Origin of the sequence: Caloramator sp. CAR-1 (genome assembly GCF_030546345.1) — a bacterium.
In the GTDB taxonomy this organism is placed as follows: domain Bacteria; phylum Bacillota; class Clostridia; order Clostridiales; family Caloramatoraceae; genus Caloramator; species Caloramator australicus.
This window is the reverse complement of the sequence record NZ_JAUONW010000022.1, coordinates 80,440-102,138: the sequence shown is the minus strand read 5'-3', so window position 1 is coordinate 102,138 and position 21,699 is coordinate 80,440. Positions and strand designations below refer to the sequence as shown.

Here is a 21,699-nt window from a genome sequence, read left to right as displayed (position 1 = left end):
CCTATTTTTGTTTTACAATATAAAGGGTATCAAACTCTAAAAAGTTAGGATAAATTTCTAATAGTTCATCAAGGATTATTTCTTTTTTGGGAAAGCTATTTAAAAATTCATCAAAATCCTGTTTGTTTCCAAGAATGACCTCAACATCCTCGTCATCGCTGTTTATAACTATAAATTTAAAATCTTTTTCTATGTTTTGTAGGACGTTTTTTACGTTGTCTATTCTGCTAAAGGAGCTAATAACTATATCGCAGGCACAATGTCCGTTGCTTATGTGATATAAAAAACCATCGTCTATTTCAACTTCCCCTGTTATATCCGTTACATATAAATTGTCCACTTCATTTTGCCTTAAAACATCCTCCGGCAATCTATTTTTTGTCCTTGCAAACATAAAGTAGCACATAACATCACCTTCCCTTTTTATTTAATTATACCATAAGTTAACAATTAGTTCATAAAAATTTAATAAAACAAAATTGACTATTAGTCATTTTAGGAGTATATTAATATTGTCGAACAAATGACTAATAGTCAATTTATTTTGGGAAAAATATAAATAAAAAACAATTGGAGGATATTGTATGGTTGATACAAAAGATATTTCAAGCAAGAAAAAACTAAAGCAAATAAAACTTTTCGAATCGGCCTTTAACCTTTTCTTAAACAAAGGCTTTAACGAAACAGCAATAGATGACATAGTAAAGGATGCTGGTGTGGCAAAGGGAACATTTTATCTTTACTTTAAAGATAAATACGACATTTTAGACAGGCTCATTCTTTCAAAAAGCTGCATGGTAATTAGGGAAGCATTGGAGAAAACAAAGGAAAAACAAGAGGATGATTTTATAGAGAATATGATAAACTTTATAGATTACATCATCGAATACTTTAAGAATAACAAAAGGTTATTAAAGCTTATTTACAAAAATTTATCCTGGGGACTTTTTAGAAAGGCATTGGCAAGACCTGAGGAATATGAAGAGATGAATAATTTAAAGAACATAATAATAGAAAACTTTAAAAATAAAGGCTTTACTGAGGATGAGATTGAAAGAAATATTTTTATGATTATGGAGCTTGTAAGTTCCGTTACCTATAGTTGCCTAATTTTAAATGAACCTGAAGATATAAATAATATGAAACCATACCTTTTTAATGTTGTCCGTAAAATATTAACAAAATAAAGGAGATGGTGGACTTGAAAAGATTAGGACGCTGGATTGCAAAACATCGTATTCCTACATTGATCATCGCAGTATTTCTTTTAATTCCTTCTTTTATTGGTTTTGTAAATACGAAGGTAAATTATGATATTTTAACCTATCTTCCTAAAAATTTAGATACCATGAAGGGACAGGAAATACTTGAGAAAAATTTTAACAATGCAGCAACAGCTATGCTTATAGTTGAAAATATGCAGACGAAGGATGTTTTAAAATTAAAGGACAAGATTGAAAAGGTTAAGGGTGTGGAAAGGGTTATATGGATAAGCGATATTTTGGATTCAACAGTTCCTAAAGAATTTTTGCCTGAAGATATTAAGGAGGTTTTTTATAGGGGAAATTCAACTTTGCTTTTTATCCAATTTAACGAGCCAGCATCAAGCTTAACTACCATGAAGGCAATAGAAAGTATAAGGTCGATAGCAGACAAGGATTGCTTTCTTGCAGGCGTAGCAGCGATAATCAAAGATACTAAAGATCTTGCAGATAAAGAAACTCCAATTTATGTTCTTTTGGCAGTTATTCTTACCCTTTTAGTTTTGGCCCTTGCAATGGAATCTTATATAATACCAATAATATTTATTTTAAGCATAGGTTTTGCTGTTATTTATAACCTTGGAACAAACATTTTCCTAGGTCAAATATCCTATATTACAAAGGCATTAGCGGCAGTTTTACAGCTTGGAGTTACTATGGATTATTCAATATTCTTACTTCATAGATATGAAGAGGAAAAAAGAGAATTTGAAGATAAATCAGAGGCTATGGCTGAAGCGATTGCTTCTACCTTCTCGGCTATAACAGGAAGTTCCTTAACAACTATTGCAGGTTTTTTAGCTTTAACTGTTATGAGCCTTGGAATAGGTAAAGATATGGGAATAGTTATGGCAAAGGGTGTATTTATAGGGGTTTTAACGACGGTTACTGTTCTTCCTGCTATGATATTGACCTTTGATAAGCAGATTCATAAATATCAACACAAGGTATTACTCCCTGAATTTAATAGGACTGCTAGTTTAGTAACGAGATATTATAAAGTTTTTGCAATATTAGCTATATTAGTATTTATCCCAGCCTTTATAGGTCAGGCCAGCACAAATGTTTATTATAACTTAGATGAATCTTTACCGAAGGATTTAAAATCAGTGGTTGCAACTAATAAATTAAAAAATGAATACAATATGACAACAACCCATATGATCCTTATTAAAGATAAAATTCCTGCATATAAGGTTAGGAACATGGTAAAGGAAATTGAAAGGGTCGATGGGGTTGAAAAGGTGATAGCCTATGATAAGTTTGTAGGGAATAGAATTCCTGAAAAATTTTTACCGGAGGATATAAGAAGCTTTGCTTCAAAGAATGGGTATAAGCTTATTATAGTAACTTCAAAGTATAAGGCGGCATCTAATGAAGAAAACATGCAAATAGATAGAATAAATTCAATAGTAAAAAGCTATGATAAAACAGGTTTAGTTGCAGGTGAAGGACCCCTAACAAAGGACCTTATAGAACTGGCTGACAAAGATTTTAAAAAGGCAAGTTGGGTTTCTATAATTGCAATATTTGGAATAATTATGTTTGTATTTACTTCATTATCCCTTCCAATAATATTGGTTCTTTGCATAGAGCTGGCAATATTCATAAATATGGCAATCCCATTCTTTATGGGACAGACGATACCATTTGTAGCATCAATAGTAATCGGCTGTATTCAACTTGGAGCTACGGTGGACTATGCGATACTTTTATCAACAAGATTTAGAGAGGAAATTAGGGAAGGGCTTAATAAGTTTGATGCCATGAGGATTGCAGTTCAATCTTCGGGTAGATCAATCCTTACAAGTGCTCTATCATTTTTCTCTGCTACTATTGGTGTTGGATTAATTGCTAAGATGGACATGATTCAAACTCTTTGTAAAATGCTTGCAAGAGGAGCTCTAATTAGTATGGTTGTAATAATATTTATCCTTCCTTCTATTTTAATTATTAGTGAAGGAATTATCTCAGCTACCAGCAAAAACTGGGATAAAAAACCATCATTAAAACTTAAGCTCGCAAAGGAGAGTGAATGACGATGAAGAATTTTAAAAAATTATTAGCATCTATATTAGCTTTAATGGTTGTATTTACTAATATAGGTTATGCAGCAGTTAAAAAAGATGAATCGGTTTATGTTGTTTTATCTTCAAAGGGAGAAACAAAGGATGTAATAGTTAGTGACTGGATTCATTCGGATGATATAAATGTTGAAATAAAGGATAGGTCAATATTAAATAATATTGTCAACGTTAAAGGGGATGAAGTGCCTAAAAAGGAAGGTGAAACTTTAATTTGGACTTTACAAAATAATGACCTATTCTACCAAGGAACTACTAATAAGAAGTTGCCAATAGAAGTTAATATAGACTATTATCTAGATGGAAAAAAAGTAGAGCCTAAAGATCTTGCAGGGAAAAGTGGTAGAGTAAAAATAGAATTAAATTTTAAAAACAACGATGAGCATGAAGTTAAAATAGACGGAGATTATAAAAAAGTATTTACGCCCTTTACAGTAGTTGCAGTTGTTAATCTACCCCTTGATAATTTTAAAAATGTAAAGGTATCTTCAGGGGAGGTCTTTTCAGATGGTAATAACCAAGTAGTAACCTTTATAAGCTTTCCAGGACTTAAAGAGAGCTTAAACTTAAAGAGTAATTTATTAGATATTGACGATAAATTAATTATTGAAGCAGATGCAAAAAAGTTTAGATTATCTCCAATAATGATTACAGCAACGCCTAAGATGGTAAATATCGATAAAATAGAGGGAGCAAACGATATTAATGAGCTTATAGACGGAATTAAAAAGATAAAGGAAGCAACAGAAAAGCTAAACGCTGGTTCAAAAAGACTCTCAGAAGGTTCTAAAGAGCTTTATAATAATATGAATAAGTTAACAGACGGTCTTGATAAGCTTTCTTCAGCTTCAAAGGATGTTAAGGACGGAATTCAAAGTATAGCAATTGGTGCTAAAGGTGCCTACGATGGTTCATTAAAATTAAATGAAGGTTTGAGCAAGTTAAAGGATGGGTTAGGAAATATAGAAGGTAACTTAAATGGTTTTGCAGACGGAACAGTATCTTATGCCGATAATGCTAAAAAGTTTGCAGATGGTGCTGTAAAGTTTTCAGAGGGAGCATCGATGCTTTCGGAAAATACAAAGGCATTAGAAAATGGGCTTGAGGATATAGTCAAGGCAACAGAGGAGATAAAAAATGGGGAAAATAGGATAGTTGAAGGTTTAGGCAAAAGCTTAGAGGTTATAAAAAAGTTAAAGGAATCTAAAGAAAAAGAAAATTCCTATTATGAACTTTTAATAAAAGGGATAGACTCCTTAAAAGGTTTAGTTTCCTTATTATCAAATATCCCAGGTGCAGAAGGTATAGCTGATAAGTTAAATGCTGGATTAGAGGAACAAAGAAATTATCTTCAAGCTATGTTAAAGTCGGGACAAGATTATGTTTTAGCCCTTGATGAGCTTCAAAGGGGGATTTATGAAATAAAAACAGGGACAGAAAACTTAAATAATTCCCTCAAAGCCTTAAATGAAGGACAAAAGAAGGCATTATATGGTGCGAAGGCCCTTTCATCAGCTGGAGATACATTAAAGGATTATGCAATTGAGATGCAGAAGGGAAGTTTAGGACTAAAGGATGGGGCCGAAAAATTACAAAAGGGTTCAGAAAATTTAGCTGGAGGCCTAAAGCAAATAGTTCCATCTGTAGCTGCCCTTTATGAAGGTTCTAACAACCTTAAAGGTGGTCTAGATGAATTAAGTAAAGGCTCTAATAAGTTATATAGTGGTTATGATGAATTTTCAAAAGGTATAGATTCGGCTAAAGAAGGAAGTATAAAATTAACGGAAGGTGCCAAGAAACTTTCTGATGGATTAGAAGAATTCGATAAAAACTTTACTAAATACAAAGAAGAAGGAATATACAAGATGGATTCAGAAGTTAGCAGCAAGTTTGGTGATATAAATGAAATATTAAAGAGGAAGGATGAAGTTGTAAGGCTTTCTAAAAACTATGGCACCTTCTCAGGCCTTTCAAGGGACATGGAGGGAAGCGTGAAGTTTATAATGAGAACCGAAGAAATAAAATATGACGAAGTTGAAGAAGTTTCACAAACAAAGGTTATAAAAGAAAACAAGAACATCTTTGAAAGATTAATCGATTATTTAAAGAAAATGTTTTAATATATACTACCCCCTTCGTGATTTAAGACAGTAATAAAAATTGTCGATATAATTTTAAAGACAAAATTAAGGCCTTTGTAGTATAATAAAATCACGAAAGGGGGATTTTTTATGAGTAAAAAGCTTTGGTCCTTTAAGTTTTCAACGGCATCATTGGTTTTAATTCCTGCAGCAGTTGGTATTAACTACATAGGAAAGCTTTTTGCAGGACTTCTTAAGTTGCCTTTGTGGCTAGATTCAATTGGAACGATGCTTGCAAGCATGCTGGCGGGGCCAATAATCGGTGCCTTAAGCGGTGCAATCAACAACATAATCTATGGACTTACAATGGATCCTATTTCCTTTGTTTATGCTATAACCAGTATAGCAATAGGAATAACTGTAGGCATATTGATGTATAGGGGACTTATAAAAAATATTTATCTTGCAATTTTATCGGGAATAATAGTTGCTCTTGTTGCAGCCATCGTTTCAACACCAATAAACATAGCCTTCTGGGGAGGACAAACAGGTAATATTTGGGGAGATGCCCTATTTGCATCCCTTATGGCTAAAAAATTTCCAATGTGGCTTGCCTCCTTCTTAGATGAGTTTGTTGTTGACCTTCCAGATAAGGTGGCATCTTTAGTAATAAGCTTTTTAATATATAAAGGGCTTCCAAAGAGCCTTATAAACCTTTACAGCAGCGATGATGAAATTGAAAGGCTTTAATTTTAGAGAATATATTTGCCAAGGCAAATATATTCTCTAATTTATGTTAGGAAGGTGCTAAAATGAGGATGATGAGCTTATATAAAGATAAAGATACTATAATCCATAAAATCGATCCATTAAACAAAATACTATATATATTAGCATCAATTTTAATTACGATGCTAATTTCTGATTTTAAGATTTTAACATTAACTTTAGTATTTTCCTTCTTGCTTCTTGCAATAGGGAAGGTTATAAAAAATGTATTTCCTATAATAAGCTTTAGTTTGATTGTTTTGGTAACAATAGTTATAATCCAGGGACTTTTTAATCCTAGTAATAAAATTCCTTTATTTAATATAGGTCAATTTGTTTTTTATAAAGAAGGAATCATTTATTCTTTTTTATTAATTCTTAGAGTCTTAAACATATTATGTGCCTTTTCCCTTCTTATTCTTACTACAAAACCATCCGATTTAATTGAAAACCTGGTAAGAAGAGGATTATCTCCTAAGCTTGGTTATGTTTTAGCTTCCGTCCTTCAGATAATTCCTCAAATGTTATCGACAATGGATACCATTTTAGACGCACAAAGGTCTAGGGGGCTTGAGACGGAAGGAAAATTAATAAAAAGACTAAAGGCCTTTATTCCACTCATTGGTCCTGCCGTTATGAATTCTTTAATTTCAACAAGGGAAAGGGCTATGGCCCTTGAAATGAGGGGATTTAATTCAAATATCAAGAAGACCTTTTTAAATGAACATAATGAAACTTCTATGGATAAATTGATAAGATATCTAATTATTGCTTTAATCATTTTTACTATAGTTTGGAGGTTAGTATGGCTAAAATAGTTGTTGAAGGTTTAAAGTATAGATATCCTTTATCCCAAAAGCTAGCTTTAAATGATATATCCTTTGAGATAAACGAGGGGGAATTTATAGGAATCATAGGGGCTAATGGAGCTGGGAAATCAACCCTTTGCCAGGCTCTCACAGGTATCGTCCCTTTATTTTTTAAAGGAGCCTATGGTGGAAGGGTAATTATAGATGATGTCGAAGTTGCAAAATCTAACTTAAGTGAAATATCCTTAAAGATAGGTATGGTTTTTCAAAATCCATTTACTCAAATAACAGGCTCTAAACTTACTGTATATGAAGAAGTTGCCTTTGGGCTTGAAAATATGGGGCTTGAAAGGGAAGAGATGAAAAGAAGAATTGATGATGCTCTTATGCTTTTGGATCTATATAGGCACAAGGATAAAAATCCCTTTGATTTATCAGGAGGGCAGATGCAAAGGCTAGCTATTGCAAGCATAATTGCAATGCAGCCTAAGATAATTGTTTTAGATGAACCAACATCTCAGCTTGATCCTCAAGGGTCAAATGAAGTTTTTAAGGCAGTTTCCGACCTTAAAAAGAAGGGGATAACCATAATCATGGTTGAACATAAGGTTGAGAAGCTTTCTGAATATGCCGATAGAATAATGCTTCTTCACGATGGAAGACTAATAGATTTTGACACTCCATCAAAGATCTTCTCGAGGGATGATTTGAAGGATTATGGAGTAGTAGAGCCTGTTTTTACAAGGTATTGCAAAAAGATAGGCTTAAAGGATGAAAGGGGATTATATCCTGTTACTTTAGATGAAGCTGTTAATTTGGTGGTGAAGAAACGTGAACATAATAGTTAAAGATTTATATTTTTACTATAAAGAAGGAGAAGATGTTTTAAAGGGGATAAACCTAGAGTTTGATTATAGATCAACTGCAATTATAGGTCAAAACGGTGCAGGAAAGACGACCTTTGTAAAGCTTTTAAAGGGTCTTTTAAAGCCTAAAAAGGGTGATATATTTATAAAGGGATTAAACACAAAGGAAACCACAGTTGCTAAATTAGCATCTATAATAGGCCTTGTTTTTCAAAATCCAAATGATCAGATTTTTAAGAATAAGGTTTTAGATGAGGTTATGTTTGGGCCATTGAATATTGGACAAGATAAGAATTTAGTCTTTGAAAATGCCAAAAAGGCCCTTGAACTTGTTGGACTTTTACAAAAGGCTGATGAAAACCCATACGACCTTACCCTTTCTGAAAGAAAGTTAATTAGCATTGCATCAATTTTAGCGATGGATACCGATATTATAATTTTAGATGAGCCGACTATTGCACAGGATTTTATATCAAGGGAAAAGATTAAAAATATAATAAAAAAGTTAAAAAAAGAAGGAAAGCTTGTTATTACCATAACCCATGACATGGATTTTGTTGCAGAAACCTTTGAAAGGACGATAGTATTCAACCAGGGACAAGTTCTTCTTGATGGCCCAACTAAAGAAGTTTTTTCAAAAGAAGATATTTTAAAAACAGCTCATCTAGAACCTCCGTATATAACGCAGCTTTTTAAAAGATTGGGCTTTAGCGAGACTGTTTTGAATTTAGAAGAAGCTATAAATTATAAAATTTTATAAAATTATTTTTTTGTTATGGATATAAAGCTTTACGAAATAATAGAAATTAACATATTAAAATCCGCCAGAATAGGCGGATTTTAATATGATTAATTTAATTTATTGAATAATTTAAATATTTATACTTAAAAAATCAAAAACATTTTTAGCTATAATCTCAGAGAAAATTGGTGGAACAGCATTTATTACTTGATTATACATGCTTATTATAGAATCAGTATTTGATTTAAATTCATAATCTATTGGGAAACCTTGTAAAGATGCACATTCTCTAACAGTTAAAATTCTATTACAATATGGATGAGAAAAGTGGCTTTTATATACAGATGATGTTAATGTTTTTGATGGTTTTAAAGGATCTAACTTATAATAGTAATTTTCATGATATTTCTTTTGAGATAAATTAGGTATATTTTTATAATTGCCACCTGGAGGTATGTTAATTATATTTTTTTGTGTATTTTCTTCTATGTTAACAGCATAGTGATTATGCAAATTATGATGTGAACATGGCTTAGGGAGATTTTTAAAAATTTCTTCCACTTTAACATAGTTTTTGTTATTAATTATAGGTTTTGGAAAGTTAAAATTAGTATTACTAAGTTGTTTGTTTATTCCATAAATTATAACTCTCTTTCTATGTTGAGGTAAACCATAATCAGCTAAGTCAATGATATTATAGTTTATTATAAAATTATTTAGGATATTTATTAAATAATTATATGCTTTTGACTTACCATTAGAAACAAATTCAGGAACATTCTCTATTAAAAATATTTTTGGTTTTAGACCGTTAATAAATTCAACTAACTTTTTATATAAATTTCCTTCATGATGTTGTTCTTCTCTTATTTTCTTATTTGCTCTACTATATGGTCTACATGGTAAACCTGCGATTAAAACGTCTACACATTTGCTATTTATGTTTTTTTTTAATATTTTTAGATTCAAATTATTAATATCATATAACAAAGTTTTGGCTTTAATATTGTGTTTATAAGTTTCGATTGCATCTTCATTGTTATCAATGCCAAGTAATATTTTAAAGTTATTTTTTTTAAAACCGTATGAAAAACCACCTGCACCACAAAACAAATCAATAACGGTAAAATTTCTTTTCAACCTCCCATCCCCTAAATTTTGATACACTACATTATATATTTTAATAATTTATTTTATTCCTTAGGAAAATTTTCTTCTAACCACTTCCGAACCTTATCTGTAGTTGATAATCCTTTTGATTTTAGAATTTCTACAATATCTTTTGCTGATATTATTAATATTGGATGACCATCTTCTATAATTTCTTTATATGCTTGATTACTAACATAAGAAGTAGTGACTAAAACTCCGAATTGTCTATATTTTAATCTGGAAATTAATCTTGTTGTATGTTTTAATGTAATTGCATTCTTGAGTTTATATTTTTTTGCTTCTAAGGCAAATTCTACTATAATATTATTTTGATCAAGACCAATTCTATATTTCCCAATAGCATCTCTCCCTCCATCTTTCCATTTTCGTGTTAATTGATATTCTATTACATTATTGTCTGAAAGCTGAAATAATTTTGCAGCGAATTCTTCGAAACTATAATCGTCGAAGTAGTTATAAATTAATTCGATAATTTTTCTATCTATATCATTATATGGTAATTGATCTTTTTTGGTTCGAATCTTTTTGCTATTAATACAACATAGTGGATTATATATACCGTTTTCAACCCAGATTTTATAATTTTTTGGTGTTGATTCAGTAATTTTATTACCATTTATAAGATCTATAATCCATTTTCTAGAAATAACTATGTCGTTTAATATTGTAAATGTAGCTTTATAATTTAGAAATCTTAAATTATTTTGTAATGACCATACTGCAATGAGATCATCTTTTTCAGTTAAATTATTAGCTCCAGGAACTGCTAAGCCTCTGAAAATAACATCTCTACTTTTTTGAGATGCTTTAGAAAATATAAAAAATGGGGGGATTATATCTCTGTTATTTGTATGTAAAGAATCAAAAACTTTTTTTAGAATTTGATTGCCTTTAGTATTGAGTAAAGTATCACCACATTCTCTATTGTCACCATAATAAATAAAAATACCTTTTTCAAGATCTAGGTAATCTTCCCATCCTGATTGTGAAAAATCTGTGTAAAGAATTACAAAAGCTATATTTGATAGATCGTTGCTGTTCTTTTTAATAGAATTTTTTCTTATTCTAAATCCACCTAGATTGCCACATCCTAATAGTTTGCTTATAGGATCATCAGAAATATTATTTTTGTTACCACCTTTATATAATGCATCAACAATTAGATCAGAGTCATTTAAATCATTAAAAGAAATAATTTTTTGATTGTTTTTTATAGGCTGATTTTTAGTTTTGGGTTTTAAAGTAGTTTTATATCTTTTTATTAGACTTTGTTGCATACATATCACCTTTTTATTTGATAAGTTTATTTTTCTTTTTATAAGTTTTTGCATTACTTAGCAGATTATTCATTTTTATTTGCGTTAATAAATGACAACATTTATATTAAAGAAATTGCAGACGCGTTAAAACCTAAAACAAATTATCTTCTAGGTATATTATGGGGAATTGCTGGTTTGATAATTATGTATGTTCTTTATGTTATGTTTAATATGCTTGATAAGACAATGGGGATGTGACTTCCGCCGATTTAGGCGGAATTTTTTGTATAAAAGAAGGATTTGTTACAAATATGTAGAATTTTTAATTGGGGGGTGGTTTTGTGCAAACTTTAATGGTAGTTTTATTATCTTTAATTTTGCTAATTCAAATTATTGCTTTTTTTAAAAAGGGTAGCACAAATATAGACCTTAACCAGTTTAAAATAATGTTTGATAATCTTCAAAACAAATTAGAAGGAACGTTTAGGGATGAGATGAGCAAGAATAGGGAGGAAAATAATAAATTATCCTTCCAAAACAGGCAGGAGATATCTCAAAACATAAAAAATATGTCGGATACAATAAATCAGCAGATAAATAGTATTTCAAACCTTCAAAAGGACCAATTGGATTTAGTCCTTAAGCAGCTTTTGGAACTTTTAAAGACAAATTCAGAGGGGCTTGAAAGGATAAGACAATCGGTTGAGAATAAGCTTCAGCAAATACAAGAGGACAATAACAAAAAGCTAGAAGAAATGAGGGCAACGGTCGATGAAAAGCTTCACAATACATTGGAAAGAAGGCTTGGGGAATCCTTTAAAAACATAAGCGAAAGGTTGGAGGCCCTTTACAAGCAGCTTGGAGAGATGCAGAGCTTAAATAGCGGTATAAACGATTTAAAAAGAGCCCTTACAAACGTTAAAACAAGGGGTATATGGGGTGAAATACAGCTTGCCAATATAATTGAGGAGATTTTTACAAGGGATCAGTATGATGTTAATGTTGCAACTAAAAAGGGAAGCAGGGATGTTGTTGAATTTGCCATTAAGCTTCCTTCAAAGGATGATACTAAAAAGTATATTTATCTTCCAATAGATGCAAAATTTCCGCAGGAGGATTATCAAAGGCTTTTAGATGCTCAGGATTTAGGTGATAAGGAAGCCGTCGATGCTGCAAGAAAACAGCTTGAGGCAAGGATAAAGGGTGAGGCAAAGTCTATATTTGAAAAATACATAGATCCACCTAACACAACGGATTTTGCTATCATGTTTCTTCCAACCGAAAGCTTGTTTGCGGAGGTTGTAAGAAATACAGGGCTTATAGAAACACTTCAAAGGGAATATAAGGTTATAATAACAGGACCAACTACTATAACTGCCCTTTTAAATAGCCTCCAAATGGGCTTTAGAACCCTTGCAATAGAAAAAAGGTCCAGCGAAGTTTGGCAAATATTAGGGGCAATAAAAACTGAGTTTGGTAAGTTTGCAGAAATACTTGAAAAAACCCAAAAGAAGCTTCAAGAGGCAAGTAATAGCATAGAAAACGCAACCAAAAAGACAAGGACAATAGAGAGAAAATTAAAGAAGGTGGAGGAGTTACCAATTGAAGAAAGTCAAAAGTTAATTGAAATTGATTTGGAAGATGAAGAGGAAACGGCATAAATAAAAAGCACTTTATAGGATATTTATAATCATCCTATAAAGTGCTTTTATCTTTCTAGAAAATAATAAATGCAATTGGTGAAACTATTATTAAGGTCAAAACAGTTCTTTCAAACCAAATCACGAGTATTTCAGGTATTGTAATTGGTATTTCGGTTGATAAAATGCATGGTATTGAAGCCGAGAAGAATAAAATTGCTGATATTGAAACAACGCCAATTATGAATTTTGTTATTAGTGGTGCATTAGCAGCTAACAAAGCTGGTAAGAACATTTCTGCGATTTCGACGCTGCAGGCCTTTGCTGCAAGCATAGGCTCTGGAATTCTAAGTAGTAATGTAAATGGGTAGAAAATATAACCTAGTATATCAAAAACAGGTGTATATTTAGCAAGCGCAAGTCCAATAAGGCCGATTGACATTATAGTAGGTAAAATATTTAAAGTCATTCTAAAACCATCTCTTAAATTGATATAAATATTTTCAAAAATTCCAGGTGCATTTGATGCAGCTTTTATAGCTTCGTCAAAAGCATTTTTTAATAAATTATTCTTATAATCTGGCTCAGGATCTCCTTTCCCATTTATATAGCTATCATCCTTATTCTTAAGCGGATAAAGCCTTGCAGTTATTGCTGTAACTATAAAAGTTACAACTAACGTAATCCAGAAAAATTTATTCCAATGTTCCATAAGTCCTAATGTTTTTGCAACTATAATCATAAAAGTTGTTGATACTGTTGAAAATCCAGTAGCAATAATTGCTGCTTCTTTTATAGTGTATTTTCCTTCTTTAAATACTTTGTTTGTTATAAGAAGTGCTATAGAATAACTACCAACAAAAGAAGCAACAGCATCTACTGCTGACCTTCCTGGTGTTTTCCATATAGGTCTCATAATTGGTCTCATTATAACTCCTACAAATTCTAAAAGTCCATATCCAACAAGGAAAGCCAAGAAAACGGATCCGATTGGAACAATAATACCAACTGGTATTACAAGTTTGTTGTATAAGAATGGTCCCATGTCAGCTTCAAATAACCATTTTGGTCCAACTTTAAAATAAATGAGCAAACCTACAATAAAGCCTATAACTTTTAAAATTGAAAAAGTTAAGGTTAGCTTATCTTTGTTCCATGTCTTACGATAAAATGGCATTAATGCACCTAAGAAAAGAACAATTAAAGCATAGAAAGAGGCAAGAGCTGGTAAATTGTTTCTGATGTAAGTTACTATGTGGTCAAGAGGTATGGTTGTGCTTTTGTTAATTGTAATACTAACAAAAAACATGAAGATACCAATAAAGCTGAAGATTAGAAATTTTAATAGGGACGTTGTTCTGTTTTCTGTTTTCAGATTAATGTTGCTTTGCATAATACCCCTCCCATTTATTAACTATATTATTATAATATTACATCAAGAGCGTCTAAAATTCGTCTAATTTTATTATGTAGATAATATTTAGTTGTTAAGTTATAATTTTATTAGAGTTTTATGACGGGTGGGGGATGAATCGTGAAAAAAGTGATTTTAAGCATTTTATTTTCGGCCTTTGTTTTTAGTAGTATTGAGGTTTCAGGAAAATTAATTTCTGGACAGCTTAATGCCTTTCAAGTAACCTTTATAAGGTTTTTGATAGGTGCTTTATTACTTTTTCCTTTTGCCATAAGGGATATTAAAAGGAGACAATTAGTTTTAAAAAAAGACGATTTTTTGTTTCTATTGCTTGAGGGATCCCTTTGTATTCCTATATCAATGGCTCTTTTGCAGCTTTCGGTTTATTTTACTAAAGCGTCAACTGCAGCCGTCATGATGAGCACAAACCCTATTTTTATGGTTATTTTTTCATATTTCATATTGGGAGAAAGGATAAACAAAAGGACAATAGGTGCTATAATAATAAGCTTTATTGGGGTTTTATTTATATTTAATCCCCTTAAAATTAGCTATGATATTAAAGGAATGCTTATTGCACTTTTAGCAGCAGTAACCTTTTCTTTATACAGCGTCCTTAGTAAGAAAAGAATATCCATATACGGTGGATATATATTCAATTTTTTTAGCTTTATACTAGGGGATATAGTTTTACTTATTTTACTTCTTATGTTTAAAGTTCCAATACTTCAAGGCATAAATTCAAAGAACATCTTAGTTTTAATTTACATGGGGATATTTATAACAGGATTAGGATATATATTCTACCTTTATGCCATTCAAAAAACTAGTGCTGCGATATCATCCTTTGTATTCTTTATCAAACCAGCCCTTGCCCCTATTCTTTCTGTTCTTATGCTTGGTGAAAAAATATCATTTAATGTTTTATTGGGGATAATGTTTATAATTTTAGGAACGGTTTTTGCCTTTGGGGATAAATTGAGAATTAAAAATTAATTTGAGGGGGATCCTTTATGAATGCTACCTTTTTAAAGATTTTAGCCATAATTTTTATGCTCATTGACCATATTGGTGCTTTTTTGTTTCCGAATGTTTTAATTTTTAGACTTATAGGAAGACTTGCCTTTCCCATATTTGCCTATTTTATTGCTGAAGGATATAGGAAAACCAGTGATTTGACATCGTATTTTGGCAGGCTGTTTGCTTTTGCTTTAATATCACAACTTCCCTTTTCAATGGCAACGGGGAGTAAAGCATACCTTAATATTTTCTTTACCCTTGCATTAGGTTTGTATGCAATTTATATTTATGATAAAAGGAATGATTTGAGGTTAGTATATTTGATAGCTATCCTTGCCCAATATGCAAATACCGATTATGGATTTTTTGGGGTTATGCTTATTTTTATATTCTATAGGTATAGGGATAACTTTAAAGAGCTTGTTAAATGGTTTGCTATATTAACTTTAGCCTTTCAAGGAATGATAGATCTTAATTTAGCTTCATTGGGCTTTAAAGAAATGCTTACCCATGCAGGATTTTATCAATTCTTATGGATGGGCTCATTAGTATTTTTAAAACAATATAATGGAGAAAAGGGAAGAGGGCTTAAGTATTTATTCTACCTATTCTATCCTCTTCATCTTGCTATAATTGCAATTATAAGAAACTATTTGAGGTGAAAATATGAATGAATGGAGATATGAAAATTTCAAGTATGCTCTTAATAGACTTATTGAGGCTTTAAATTTTGAAGAAGTAAATGATATTATAATCGATGGAATTATACAAAGATTTGAGTTTACATTTGAATTGAGCTGGAAATTGATGAAGGAGTTTTTAGAACATGAAGGAATAGAGGCTAATAGCCCAAGGAGTGTTATAAGAGAGGCCTTTAAAATAGGACTTATTGATAATGGAGATAAATGGATTAGTATGTTGACAGATAGAAATAAAACATCACATATATATGATGAGGAAGAATCGAGAGGGATATATGTTAATATAAAAGAAAGTTACGTTAAAGAGTTTATTGATCTTTTAAAAAAGTTTGATCAAATAATATTAAGCTTATAAAGGGAGCTTAGCTCCCTTTAAATTATTAACCAAAATATAATTCCAAACATTATCAGTGCTGAAAAATTGTATAATGAGAATCTTATAAGGTATATTTTCTTTTGTGCTTTATAATTTTCAGCATAAAATTTATATGAAATTACGCTGGCAAGGGAGGCGATTAACGTTCCCATACCTCCTATATCAACTCCAAGAAGTAGTTCCTTATAATTGTTTGTAAATCCAGATAAGAAAATGGCACAGGGAACATTGCTTATAAACTGGCTAAGGACTATGGATGATACATAGGTAGATTTTGGCCTGTTTAAAACCCTTTCAATTATATTTTTTATAATTCCAAAATGTGAAAGATTTCCTATGAATATAAAGAAGAAAACAAAAGTTAAAAGAAGGGCATAATCTACCTCTTTAAAAAGTGTTTTATCTAATATTAAGGTAATAAATATAGTTATAACAAAGGCTATTTTGTAGTCTAAGTAGTTGAAAATTGAAAGAAGGACTAAAATAAAAAGTAGTATAAATATTAAGGTTCTTTTTCTATCCTTTATTTCAACTTCTTCAATGTGAAAATCTATTTTTTTGTTTGGGATCATAAAGTTAATTAAAATTAAAGACACAAGCCCTAAAAGGACAAAGGGAAGCATAATTTTTATAAATTCATGAAGATTTATATTATACTTTGAATACAGAAAAAGATTTTGCGGATTTCCCATTGGTGTTAAGCTGCTTCCTATATTGGCGGCAAGGGTTTGGAATATTATTATTTCAAGCGGATTTATGCTGGATTTTCTTGCGATGATCAGCGTCAATGGCACAAAGGTTATAAGCGCAACATCGTTCGTTACCAACATGGAAAAGAAAAATGTTATAAGTATCAGCATTAAAGAGACAATTCTTTCGTTGTTAAACCTATCTAAAATTTTTATAGATATCATTTCTAAAAGTTTTAGCTTTTCAAAGGCCTCCACAACTATCATTAAGTTAAAAAGAGAAATCAAAACCTTAAAATCTATGTATTCTACTTTAGGAAGGCTAATAAATGAGGTTATTAAAGCAAGCATAAAGGATATCAAAAGAACTATATCTTCCTTTGCTTTGTTTATAAACTGGTTTATCAATTTTAATCCCCCTTTTGATATTGTCCATTAAGATTATATATTATAATAGAATTATTTCCAACAAGTATTTTGTGGACATAAATGCATATCTATGTTAGACTATAAAATGCATAATACTTTAGAGGAGGAAGGCTATGAGGCTAAGACATAAGCCGTGGGCAAGGCCGGAGCTTGAAGCATGCCCCTTTGTAGTAACTCAGCCTAAGGAATATAAGGGAAAATGGAAGGACGTTTTTGGGAACGACAATGACATTTATCTTGAGCTTGGCTGTGGAAGGGGTAGATTTATATCAGAAAATGCAGCCCTTTATCAAGACAAAAATTTTATAGGAATAGATATTAAGGATGAAGTTTTAGTTTATGCTAAAAGGAAGGTTGAGGAAAAGTTTAAGGAAATAAATAAAGAAGTTTCAAACGTTCGCCTTATAATAGGAGATATAACCTATGTCGATGAGATGTTCGACAGGGATGAGATTTCAAGGATTTACTTAAACTTTAGCACCCCGTGGCCCAAGAAAAGGCACAACAAAAGAAGGCTAACCCATCCAAGGTTTTTGGAAAAATATAAAAACTTTTTAAGAAAGGATTCTGAGATTTGGTTTAAAACGGATCATGAGGAATTTTTTAACGACTCTATTGCCTATTTTCAAGAGATGGGTTTTGAGTTAAAATATATAACATATGACCTTCATAACAGCGATTTTAAAGAAAATATAATGACGGAATACGAGATGAAGTTTTCCTCCTTTGGGCAAAGGATAATGTTTTTGATTGCAAAGTATTAAAACTTAATAAGACAGTTCGAAACCATCCTGTCTCTAAACAAAACTATGGGCCTGGTGCTGGCATAAGCACTAAAGGGCCATTTTGGCCCTTTTTTAATTCATAGGGGCAGGTCTGCCCCTTTTTTTATTGGAGGTGCAAAATGAGAATAGGAATAACAACCACAGTCCCAATTGAAGTTTTATATGCAGCAGGTTATAAGGTTATTGACCTTAACAATGCATTTATATCTTCTAAGGACTATTCAAAATATATTGAACTTGCTGAAAGGGATGGCTTCCCTAAAAGCCTTTGTGCCTGGATTAAAGGAATATATGGTGCATGTATTGAAAATGATATTAAAGAAGTTGTAGGCGTTGTTGAAGGGGACTGTTCAAATACTAAATCATTGGTTGAAGTTTTTAAATCAAGAGGAATTAAAATTTATCCCTTTTCATACCCTACTTTTCATACAAAGGAGGAGGTTAAAAGAAGCATAGATGAATTTTTAAGGCAGTTTAACGTAACGTATGATGAAGCTGAAAGAGTAAGACAAAAACTAAATAAGGGAAGATATCTTGCAAGGGAGATAGACAAGCTAACTTTAGAGTTTAAAGCAACTGGCTTTGAAAACCACCTTTATCAGGTATCCTTATCAGACTTTGATGGGGATGTGGAAAAATTTATTAAAATACTTGAAAACAAAGTGGAGGATATAAAAAAGAGAAATCCAAATCCTAAAAAACTAAGGCTTGCCTATATAGGGGTTCCGCCTATGACGGGGGATTTATACGACTTTGTTGAAAATTTAGATGCACAAATCATCTACAACGAGGTTCAAAGGGAATTTGCCTTTCCAAGGTTTGATGAGGTTAAGGATATTTATGAGCAGTATTACGACTATACCTACCCTTATAGCTTAAGCTTCCGATTAAAGGAGATAAAAAGGCAGATAAAGGAAAGGAAAATAGATGGGGTAATCCACTATACCCAAGCCTTTTGTTATAGGGCAATTGATGATATCGTCATTAAAAAGGAGCTTGATGTTCCTGTTTTAAACATAGAAGGGGATAAGCTAAACGCCCTTGATGCAAGGACAAAGATAAGAATTGAAGCATTTTTGGATATGCTGAAGGATTTAAAGGAGGATTAAATTGAGGATATTAGGAATTGATTTGGGATCAAGATTTGTAAAGGTTGCACTTATGGAGGAGGGTATTATAAAGGAAAAGTTTAAAATAAGCACTGTAAAGTTTTATAAGGAATACTGTAGGTTCGACGGAAGGCTTAAGGTAGACTTTAAAAGGCTTGGAGTTTCTGATTTTGACATAGGTGTTTCAACGGGATACGGTAGAAACAATGTTGATATAGAAAGCTTTAGGATAATAAACGAACTTAAGGCCCATGCCTATGGTGCTATATATCAAACAAACCTTAAGGACTTTATTCTTCTAGACGTTGGAGGACAGGACGTTAAGGTTATAAAGGTTGAAAAAGGAATTTTAACCGACCTTGAGCTTAACGATAAGTGTGCGGCTTCCTGCGGAAGATATCTTGAAAACATGGCAAAGATACTTGAAACCAACCTTGATGATTTATCCAGCTTTTTTAAGGATCCTGTTGAATTAAATTCCACCTGTGCAGTTTTTTCTGAATCTGAGCTTATCGGGAAAATTGCAGAGGGACATTCCTTTGAAAGTCTTTGTGCAGGGGTGAACTATTCTTTATACAACAGGCTAAGGCCCCTTCTTTCAAAATTTAAAGGAAGGCTTTTACTTCTTTCCGGTGGGGTTGCTAAAAATAGAGCTCTTATAGAATACCTAAAGCAGGATTTTGATGAGATAAAGGTGTTAGGGGATCCAGATTTTAACGGAGCCATAGGCTGCTGTTATTTTGGAAGTTTAAAAAGATAAGGAGGAGTTATTATGACAAAGGCATTGGTATTGGCAAGTGGAGGGCTTGACAGCACAGTTTTACTTGCAAAGGTTGTAAAGGAATATGGATGTGAAAACGTAACTGCCCTTAACATATTTTATGGGCAAAAGCATAAAAAAGAAGCTGAATTTGCAAAGTATCAGGCTGAAAGATACGGAGTAAATTATATTACAGCAGATTTATCAAGCGTATTTAAGTTTTCAAATAATTGTCCCTTGCTTGAAGGTAGCGATAAAGAAATTCCTGAGAAATCATACGCAGAACAGCTAAAGGAGATGGGAGGACAAGGAACGGTTTCAACATACGTTCCCTTTAGAAATGGACTATTTTTATCCTATGCTGCAGCCATTGCAATTCAATTTGGAGCGTCTAAAATTTTTTACGGTGCCCATTCTGACGATGCGGCAGGAAGTGCATATCCTGATTGTTCAGGAAGTTTTATAGAAAACATGGCAAAGGCTATATATGAAGGAACAGGCGGTGAGGTTTCTCTTGAGGCGCCCTTTTGGAATTTAACTAAAAAGGATATCGTAAAGATGGGACTTGATTTAGGTGTTGATTTTGCCCATACATGGAGCTGCTATAAAGGAAAAGAGGAGCCCTGCAGAAGATGTGCAACTTGCATAGATAGGGAAAGGGCCTTTGAACTTAACGGAACTCAAGATCCGCTTATTAGGAGGTAATAAAGTTGAAAATAACTGTAACAAAGGAATTTACCTTTGATTGTGCCCACATGCTCTCTAATCATGAGGGGATATGTTCTAATCTTCATGGTCACACATATAAACTTGAAGTTACGGCTTCATCGGAGCTTATAAAGGAAGGCTCATCCCAAGGGATGGTTGTGGATTTTGGGGATTTAAAAAGCATCGTAAAGGAGCTTATTGTGGATAAATTTGATCATTCATTTATATTTTGGGAAGGTGGCTCTGAGGCAGAAAAGGAGATTGCAAGAGTAGTAGAAGGTTATGGAATGAGGATAGTGAAATTTAAGGAAAGGCCAACGGCAGAGAATATGGCACTTTTTATAATAAAAACTTTGAATGAATATCTAAAGGATAGTCCTATAAAGATAGTTAAAGTGAGGCTCTTTGAAACTCCAACTTCCTTTGCGGAGGTGGAGGATGATGTATAGGATTAATGAGATTTTTCATTCTGTTCAAGGGGAGGGTTCCTATTTAGGCTGTCCTGCAACTTTTGTAAGGCTGTCGGGCTGCAACTTAAACTGCCATTGGTGCGATACCGACCATTCTGAAAAGGAATTTTTAACTGCAGAGGAGATAGCCGATAGGGTAGAATACGAAAAGGTTATTATAACAGGCGGTGAGCCTACTATTTACAACTTAGAGCCCCTTTTGTTGGAGCTTAAAAAAAGAGGAAAAAAGACAATGCTGGAGACAAACGGGACAAATCCAACGGATGATATAAGGCATTTGTTTGATTGGATAGTGTGTTCCCCAAAGCCAGAGACTAATTGGGCTATAAATGAAAGATGCCTATTTGACGAGTTAAAATACGTAGTTGATGGCAATTTTGATCCTGAAATTCACATTCCAAAGGGGATAAAGGAAAAGTATAAGGATAGGATTTGGCTGCAGCCGGAGAGTAGTAATTTTAACCTTCGTTCAAAGGAGGCCTTCTACTTTGCAATGAAGGATCCTTCTTTAAGGGTTGGTCTTCAGCTTCATAAGATAATAAACGTAAGATAGA

Annotated in this window: 23 protein-coding genes; 18 read left to right on the top strand and 5 right to left on the bottom strand. The window is 32.2% G+C overall.

Annotation, left to right across the window (positions count from 1 at the left end):
• Window position 1: 1 nt before the first annotated feature.
• Window positions 2-406 carry a hypothetical protein gene (locus Q3V94_RS07170; protein ID WP_303526401.1) on the bottom strand — a complete coding sequence of 135 codons (405 nt, stop codon included), beginning with the start codon at window positions 404-406 and terminating at the stop codon, window positions 2-4.
• A 178-nt stretch (window positions 407-584) separates the two neighbouring features.
• Between Q3V94_RS07170 and Q3V94_RS07165 the strand changes: the two genes are divergently transcribed.
• From Q3V94_RS07165 to Q3V94_RS07135, 7 genes are all read left to right on the top strand, one after another.
• On the top strand, window positions 585-1,187 hold the full coding sequence (locus Q3V94_RS07165) for a TetR/AcrR family transcriptional regulator (RefSeq protein ID WP_274766796.1): 603 nt from the start codon (window positions 585-587) through the stop codon (window positions 1,185-1,187).
• Between the two features lie 5 nt (window positions 1,188-1,192).
• Complete coding sequence (locus tag Q3V94_RS07160) at window positions 1,193-3,301, top strand: RND family transporter (RefSeq protein WP_274766797.1); 2,109 nt, start codon at window positions 1,193-1,195, stop codon at window positions 3,299-3,301.
• Window positions 3,302-3,303: 2 nt separating this feature from the next.
• A complete protein-coding gene (locus tag Q3V94_RS07155) occupies window positions 3,304-5,466 on the top strand; it encodes a hypothetical protein (RefSeq protein WP_303526393.1) in 2,163 nt (720 codons plus the stop codon).
• Window positions 5,467-5,577: 111 nt separating this feature from the next.
• Entirely contained in the window at window positions 5,578-6,177 is a 600-nt protein-coding gene (locus tag Q3V94_RS07150; RefSeq protein WP_008909391.1) for a membrane protein, read from the top strand.
• 62 nt (window positions 6,178-6,239) lie between these two features.
• Complete coding sequence (locus tag Q3V94_RS07145; RefSeq protein ID WP_303526389.1) at window positions 6,240-7,013, top strand: energy-coupling factor transporter transmembrane protein EcfT; 774 nt, start codon at window positions 6,240-6,242, stop codon at window positions 7,011-7,013.
• Window positions 7,001-7,852: an energy-coupling factor ABC transporter ATP-binding protein gene (locus tag Q3V94_RS07140; RefSeq protein ID WP_303526387.1), complete on the top strand. Its 852-nt coding sequence runs from the start codon at window positions 7,001-7,003 to the stop codon at window positions 7,850-7,852. Before Q3V94_RS07145 ends, Q3V94_RS07140 begins: the two co-directional genes overlap by 13 nt.
• Window positions 7,836-8,630, top strand: a complete 795-nt coding sequence (locus Q3V94_RS07135) for an energy-coupling factor ABC transporter ATP-binding protein (protein WP_303526385.1) — start codon at window positions 7,836-7,838, stop codon at window positions 8,628-8,630. The genes Q3V94_RS07140 and Q3V94_RS07135 overlap by 17 nt, the downstream gene beginning before the upstream one ends.
• A 111-nt stretch (window positions 8,631-8,741) precedes the next feature.
• On the opposite strand, the gene Q3V94_RS07130 is transcribed toward Q3V94_RS07135, so the two are convergent.
• On the bottom strand, window positions 8,742-9,752 hold the full coding sequence (locus Q3V94_RS07130) for a DNA cytosine methyltransferase (RefSeq protein WP_303526383.1): 1,011 nt from the start codon (window positions 9,750-9,752) through the stop codon (window positions 8,742-8,744).
• A 53-nt stretch (window positions 9,753-9,805) separates the two neighbouring features.
• Window positions 9,806-11,062: a restriction endonuclease gene (locus tag Q3V94_RS07125; protein ID WP_303526381.1), complete on the bottom strand. Its 1,257-nt coding sequence runs from the start codon at window positions 11,060-11,062 to the stop codon at window positions 9,806-9,808.
• 48 nt (window positions 11,063-11,110) lie between these two features.
• Here Q3V94_RS07125 and Q3V94_RS07120 point away from each other — a divergent pair, with 48 nt between their 5' ends.
• Window positions 11,111-11,302, top strand: coding sequence for a hypothetical protein (locus Q3V94_RS07120; RefSeq protein ID WP_303526380.1), 192 nt, complete (start codon window positions 11,111-11,113; stop codon window positions 11,300-11,302).
• A 95-nt stretch (window positions 11,303-11,397) separates the two neighbouring features.
• Window positions 11,398-12,705, top strand: a complete 1,308-nt coding sequence (locus tag Q3V94_RS07115; protein WP_303526461.1) for a DNA recombination protein RmuC — start codon at window positions 11,398-11,400, stop codon at window positions 12,703-12,705.
• Window positions 12,706-12,760: 55 nt separating this feature from the next.
• On the opposite strand, the gene Q3V94_RS07110 is transcribed toward Q3V94_RS07115, so the two are convergent.
• Window positions 12,761-14,077, bottom strand: coding sequence for a YjiH family protein (locus Q3V94_RS07110; RefSeq protein ID WP_303526379.1), 1,317 nt, complete (start codon window positions 14,075-14,077; stop codon window positions 12,761-12,763).
• Window positions 14,078-14,218: 141 nt separating this feature from the next.
• On the opposite strand from Q3V94_RS07110, the gene Q3V94_RS07105 reads away from it, so the two are divergent.
• The 3 genes from Q3V94_RS07105 to Q3V94_RS07095 are packed head-to-tail and all read left to right on the top strand — an operon-like array spanning window position 14,219 to window position 16,174.
• Window positions 14,219-15,094: a DMT family transporter gene (locus Q3V94_RS07105; RefSeq protein WP_303526376.1), complete on the top strand. Its 876-nt coding sequence runs from the start codon at window positions 14,219-14,221 to the stop codon at window positions 15,092-15,094.
• Between the two features lie 17 nt (window positions 15,095-15,111).
• The gene (locus tag Q3V94_RS07100; RefSeq protein ID WP_303526373.1) at window positions 15,112-15,780 is read left to right on the top strand and encodes a TraX family protein; all 669 of its coding nucleotides are present in this window, start codon (window positions 15,112-15,114) and stop codon (window positions 15,778-15,780) included.
• Window positions 15,781-15,784: 4 nt separating this feature from the next.
• Window positions 15,785-16,174, top strand: coding sequence for a nucleotidyltransferase substrate binding protein (locus Q3V94_RS07095; RefSeq protein WP_303526372.1), 390 nt, complete (start codon window positions 15,785-15,787; stop codon window positions 16,172-16,174).
• Window positions 16,175-16,191: 17 nt separating this feature from the next.
• Here the strand turns inward: Q3V94_RS07095 and Q3V94_RS07090 are convergent, their stop codons facing one another.
• Entirely contained in the window at window positions 16,192-17,292 is a 1,101-nt protein-coding gene (locus Q3V94_RS07090) for an SLC13 family permease (RefSeq protein WP_303526370.1), read from the bottom strand.
• Window positions 17,293-17,426: 134 nt separating this feature from the next.
• On the opposite strand from Q3V94_RS07090, the gene trmB reads away from it, so the two are divergent.
• The 6 genes from trmB to Q3V94_RS07060 all read left to right on the top strand — a co-directional run bounded on the left by trmB (window position 17,427) and on the right by Q3V94_RS07060 (window position 21,698).
• Window positions 17,427-18,077, top strand: coding sequence for a tRNA (guanosine(46)-N7)-methyltransferase TrmB (gene trmB, locus Q3V94_RS07085; RefSeq protein ID WP_303526368.1), 651 nt, complete (start codon window positions 17,427-17,429; stop codon window positions 18,075-18,077).
• A gap of 140 nt (window positions 18,078-18,217) precedes the next feature.
• Entirely contained in the window at window positions 18,218-19,207 is a 990-nt protein-coding gene (locus tag Q3V94_RS07080; protein WP_303526366.1) for a 2-hydroxyacyl-CoA dehydratase, read from the top strand.
• A gap of 1 nt (window position 19,208) precedes the next feature.
• A complete protein-coding gene (locus tag Q3V94_RS07075; RefSeq protein ID WP_303526363.1) occupies window positions 19,209-19,967 on the top strand; it encodes an acyl-CoA dehydratase activase in 759 nt (252 codons plus the stop codon).
• A 12-nt stretch (window positions 19,968-19,979) separates the two neighbouring features.
• Window positions 19,980-20,672, top strand: coding sequence for a 7-cyano-7-deazaguanine synthase QueC (queC, locus tag Q3V94_RS07070; protein ID WP_303526361.1), 693 nt, complete (start codon window positions 19,980-19,982; stop codon window positions 20,670-20,672).
• Between the two features lie 5 nt (window positions 20,673-20,677).
• Window positions 20,678-21,124, top strand: a complete 447-nt coding sequence (queD, locus tag Q3V94_RS07065) for a 6-carboxytetrahydropterin synthase QueD (protein ID WP_303526359.1) — start codon at window positions 20,678-20,680, stop codon at window positions 21,122-21,124.
• Window positions 21,117-21,698, top strand: coding sequence for a 7-carboxy-7-deazaguanine synthase QueE (locus Q3V94_RS07060; protein WP_303526356.1), 582 nt, complete (start codon window positions 21,117-21,119; stop codon window positions 21,696-21,698). Before queD ends, Q3V94_RS07060 begins: the two co-directional genes overlap by 8 nt.
• Window position 21,699 lies beyond the last annotated feature (1 nt).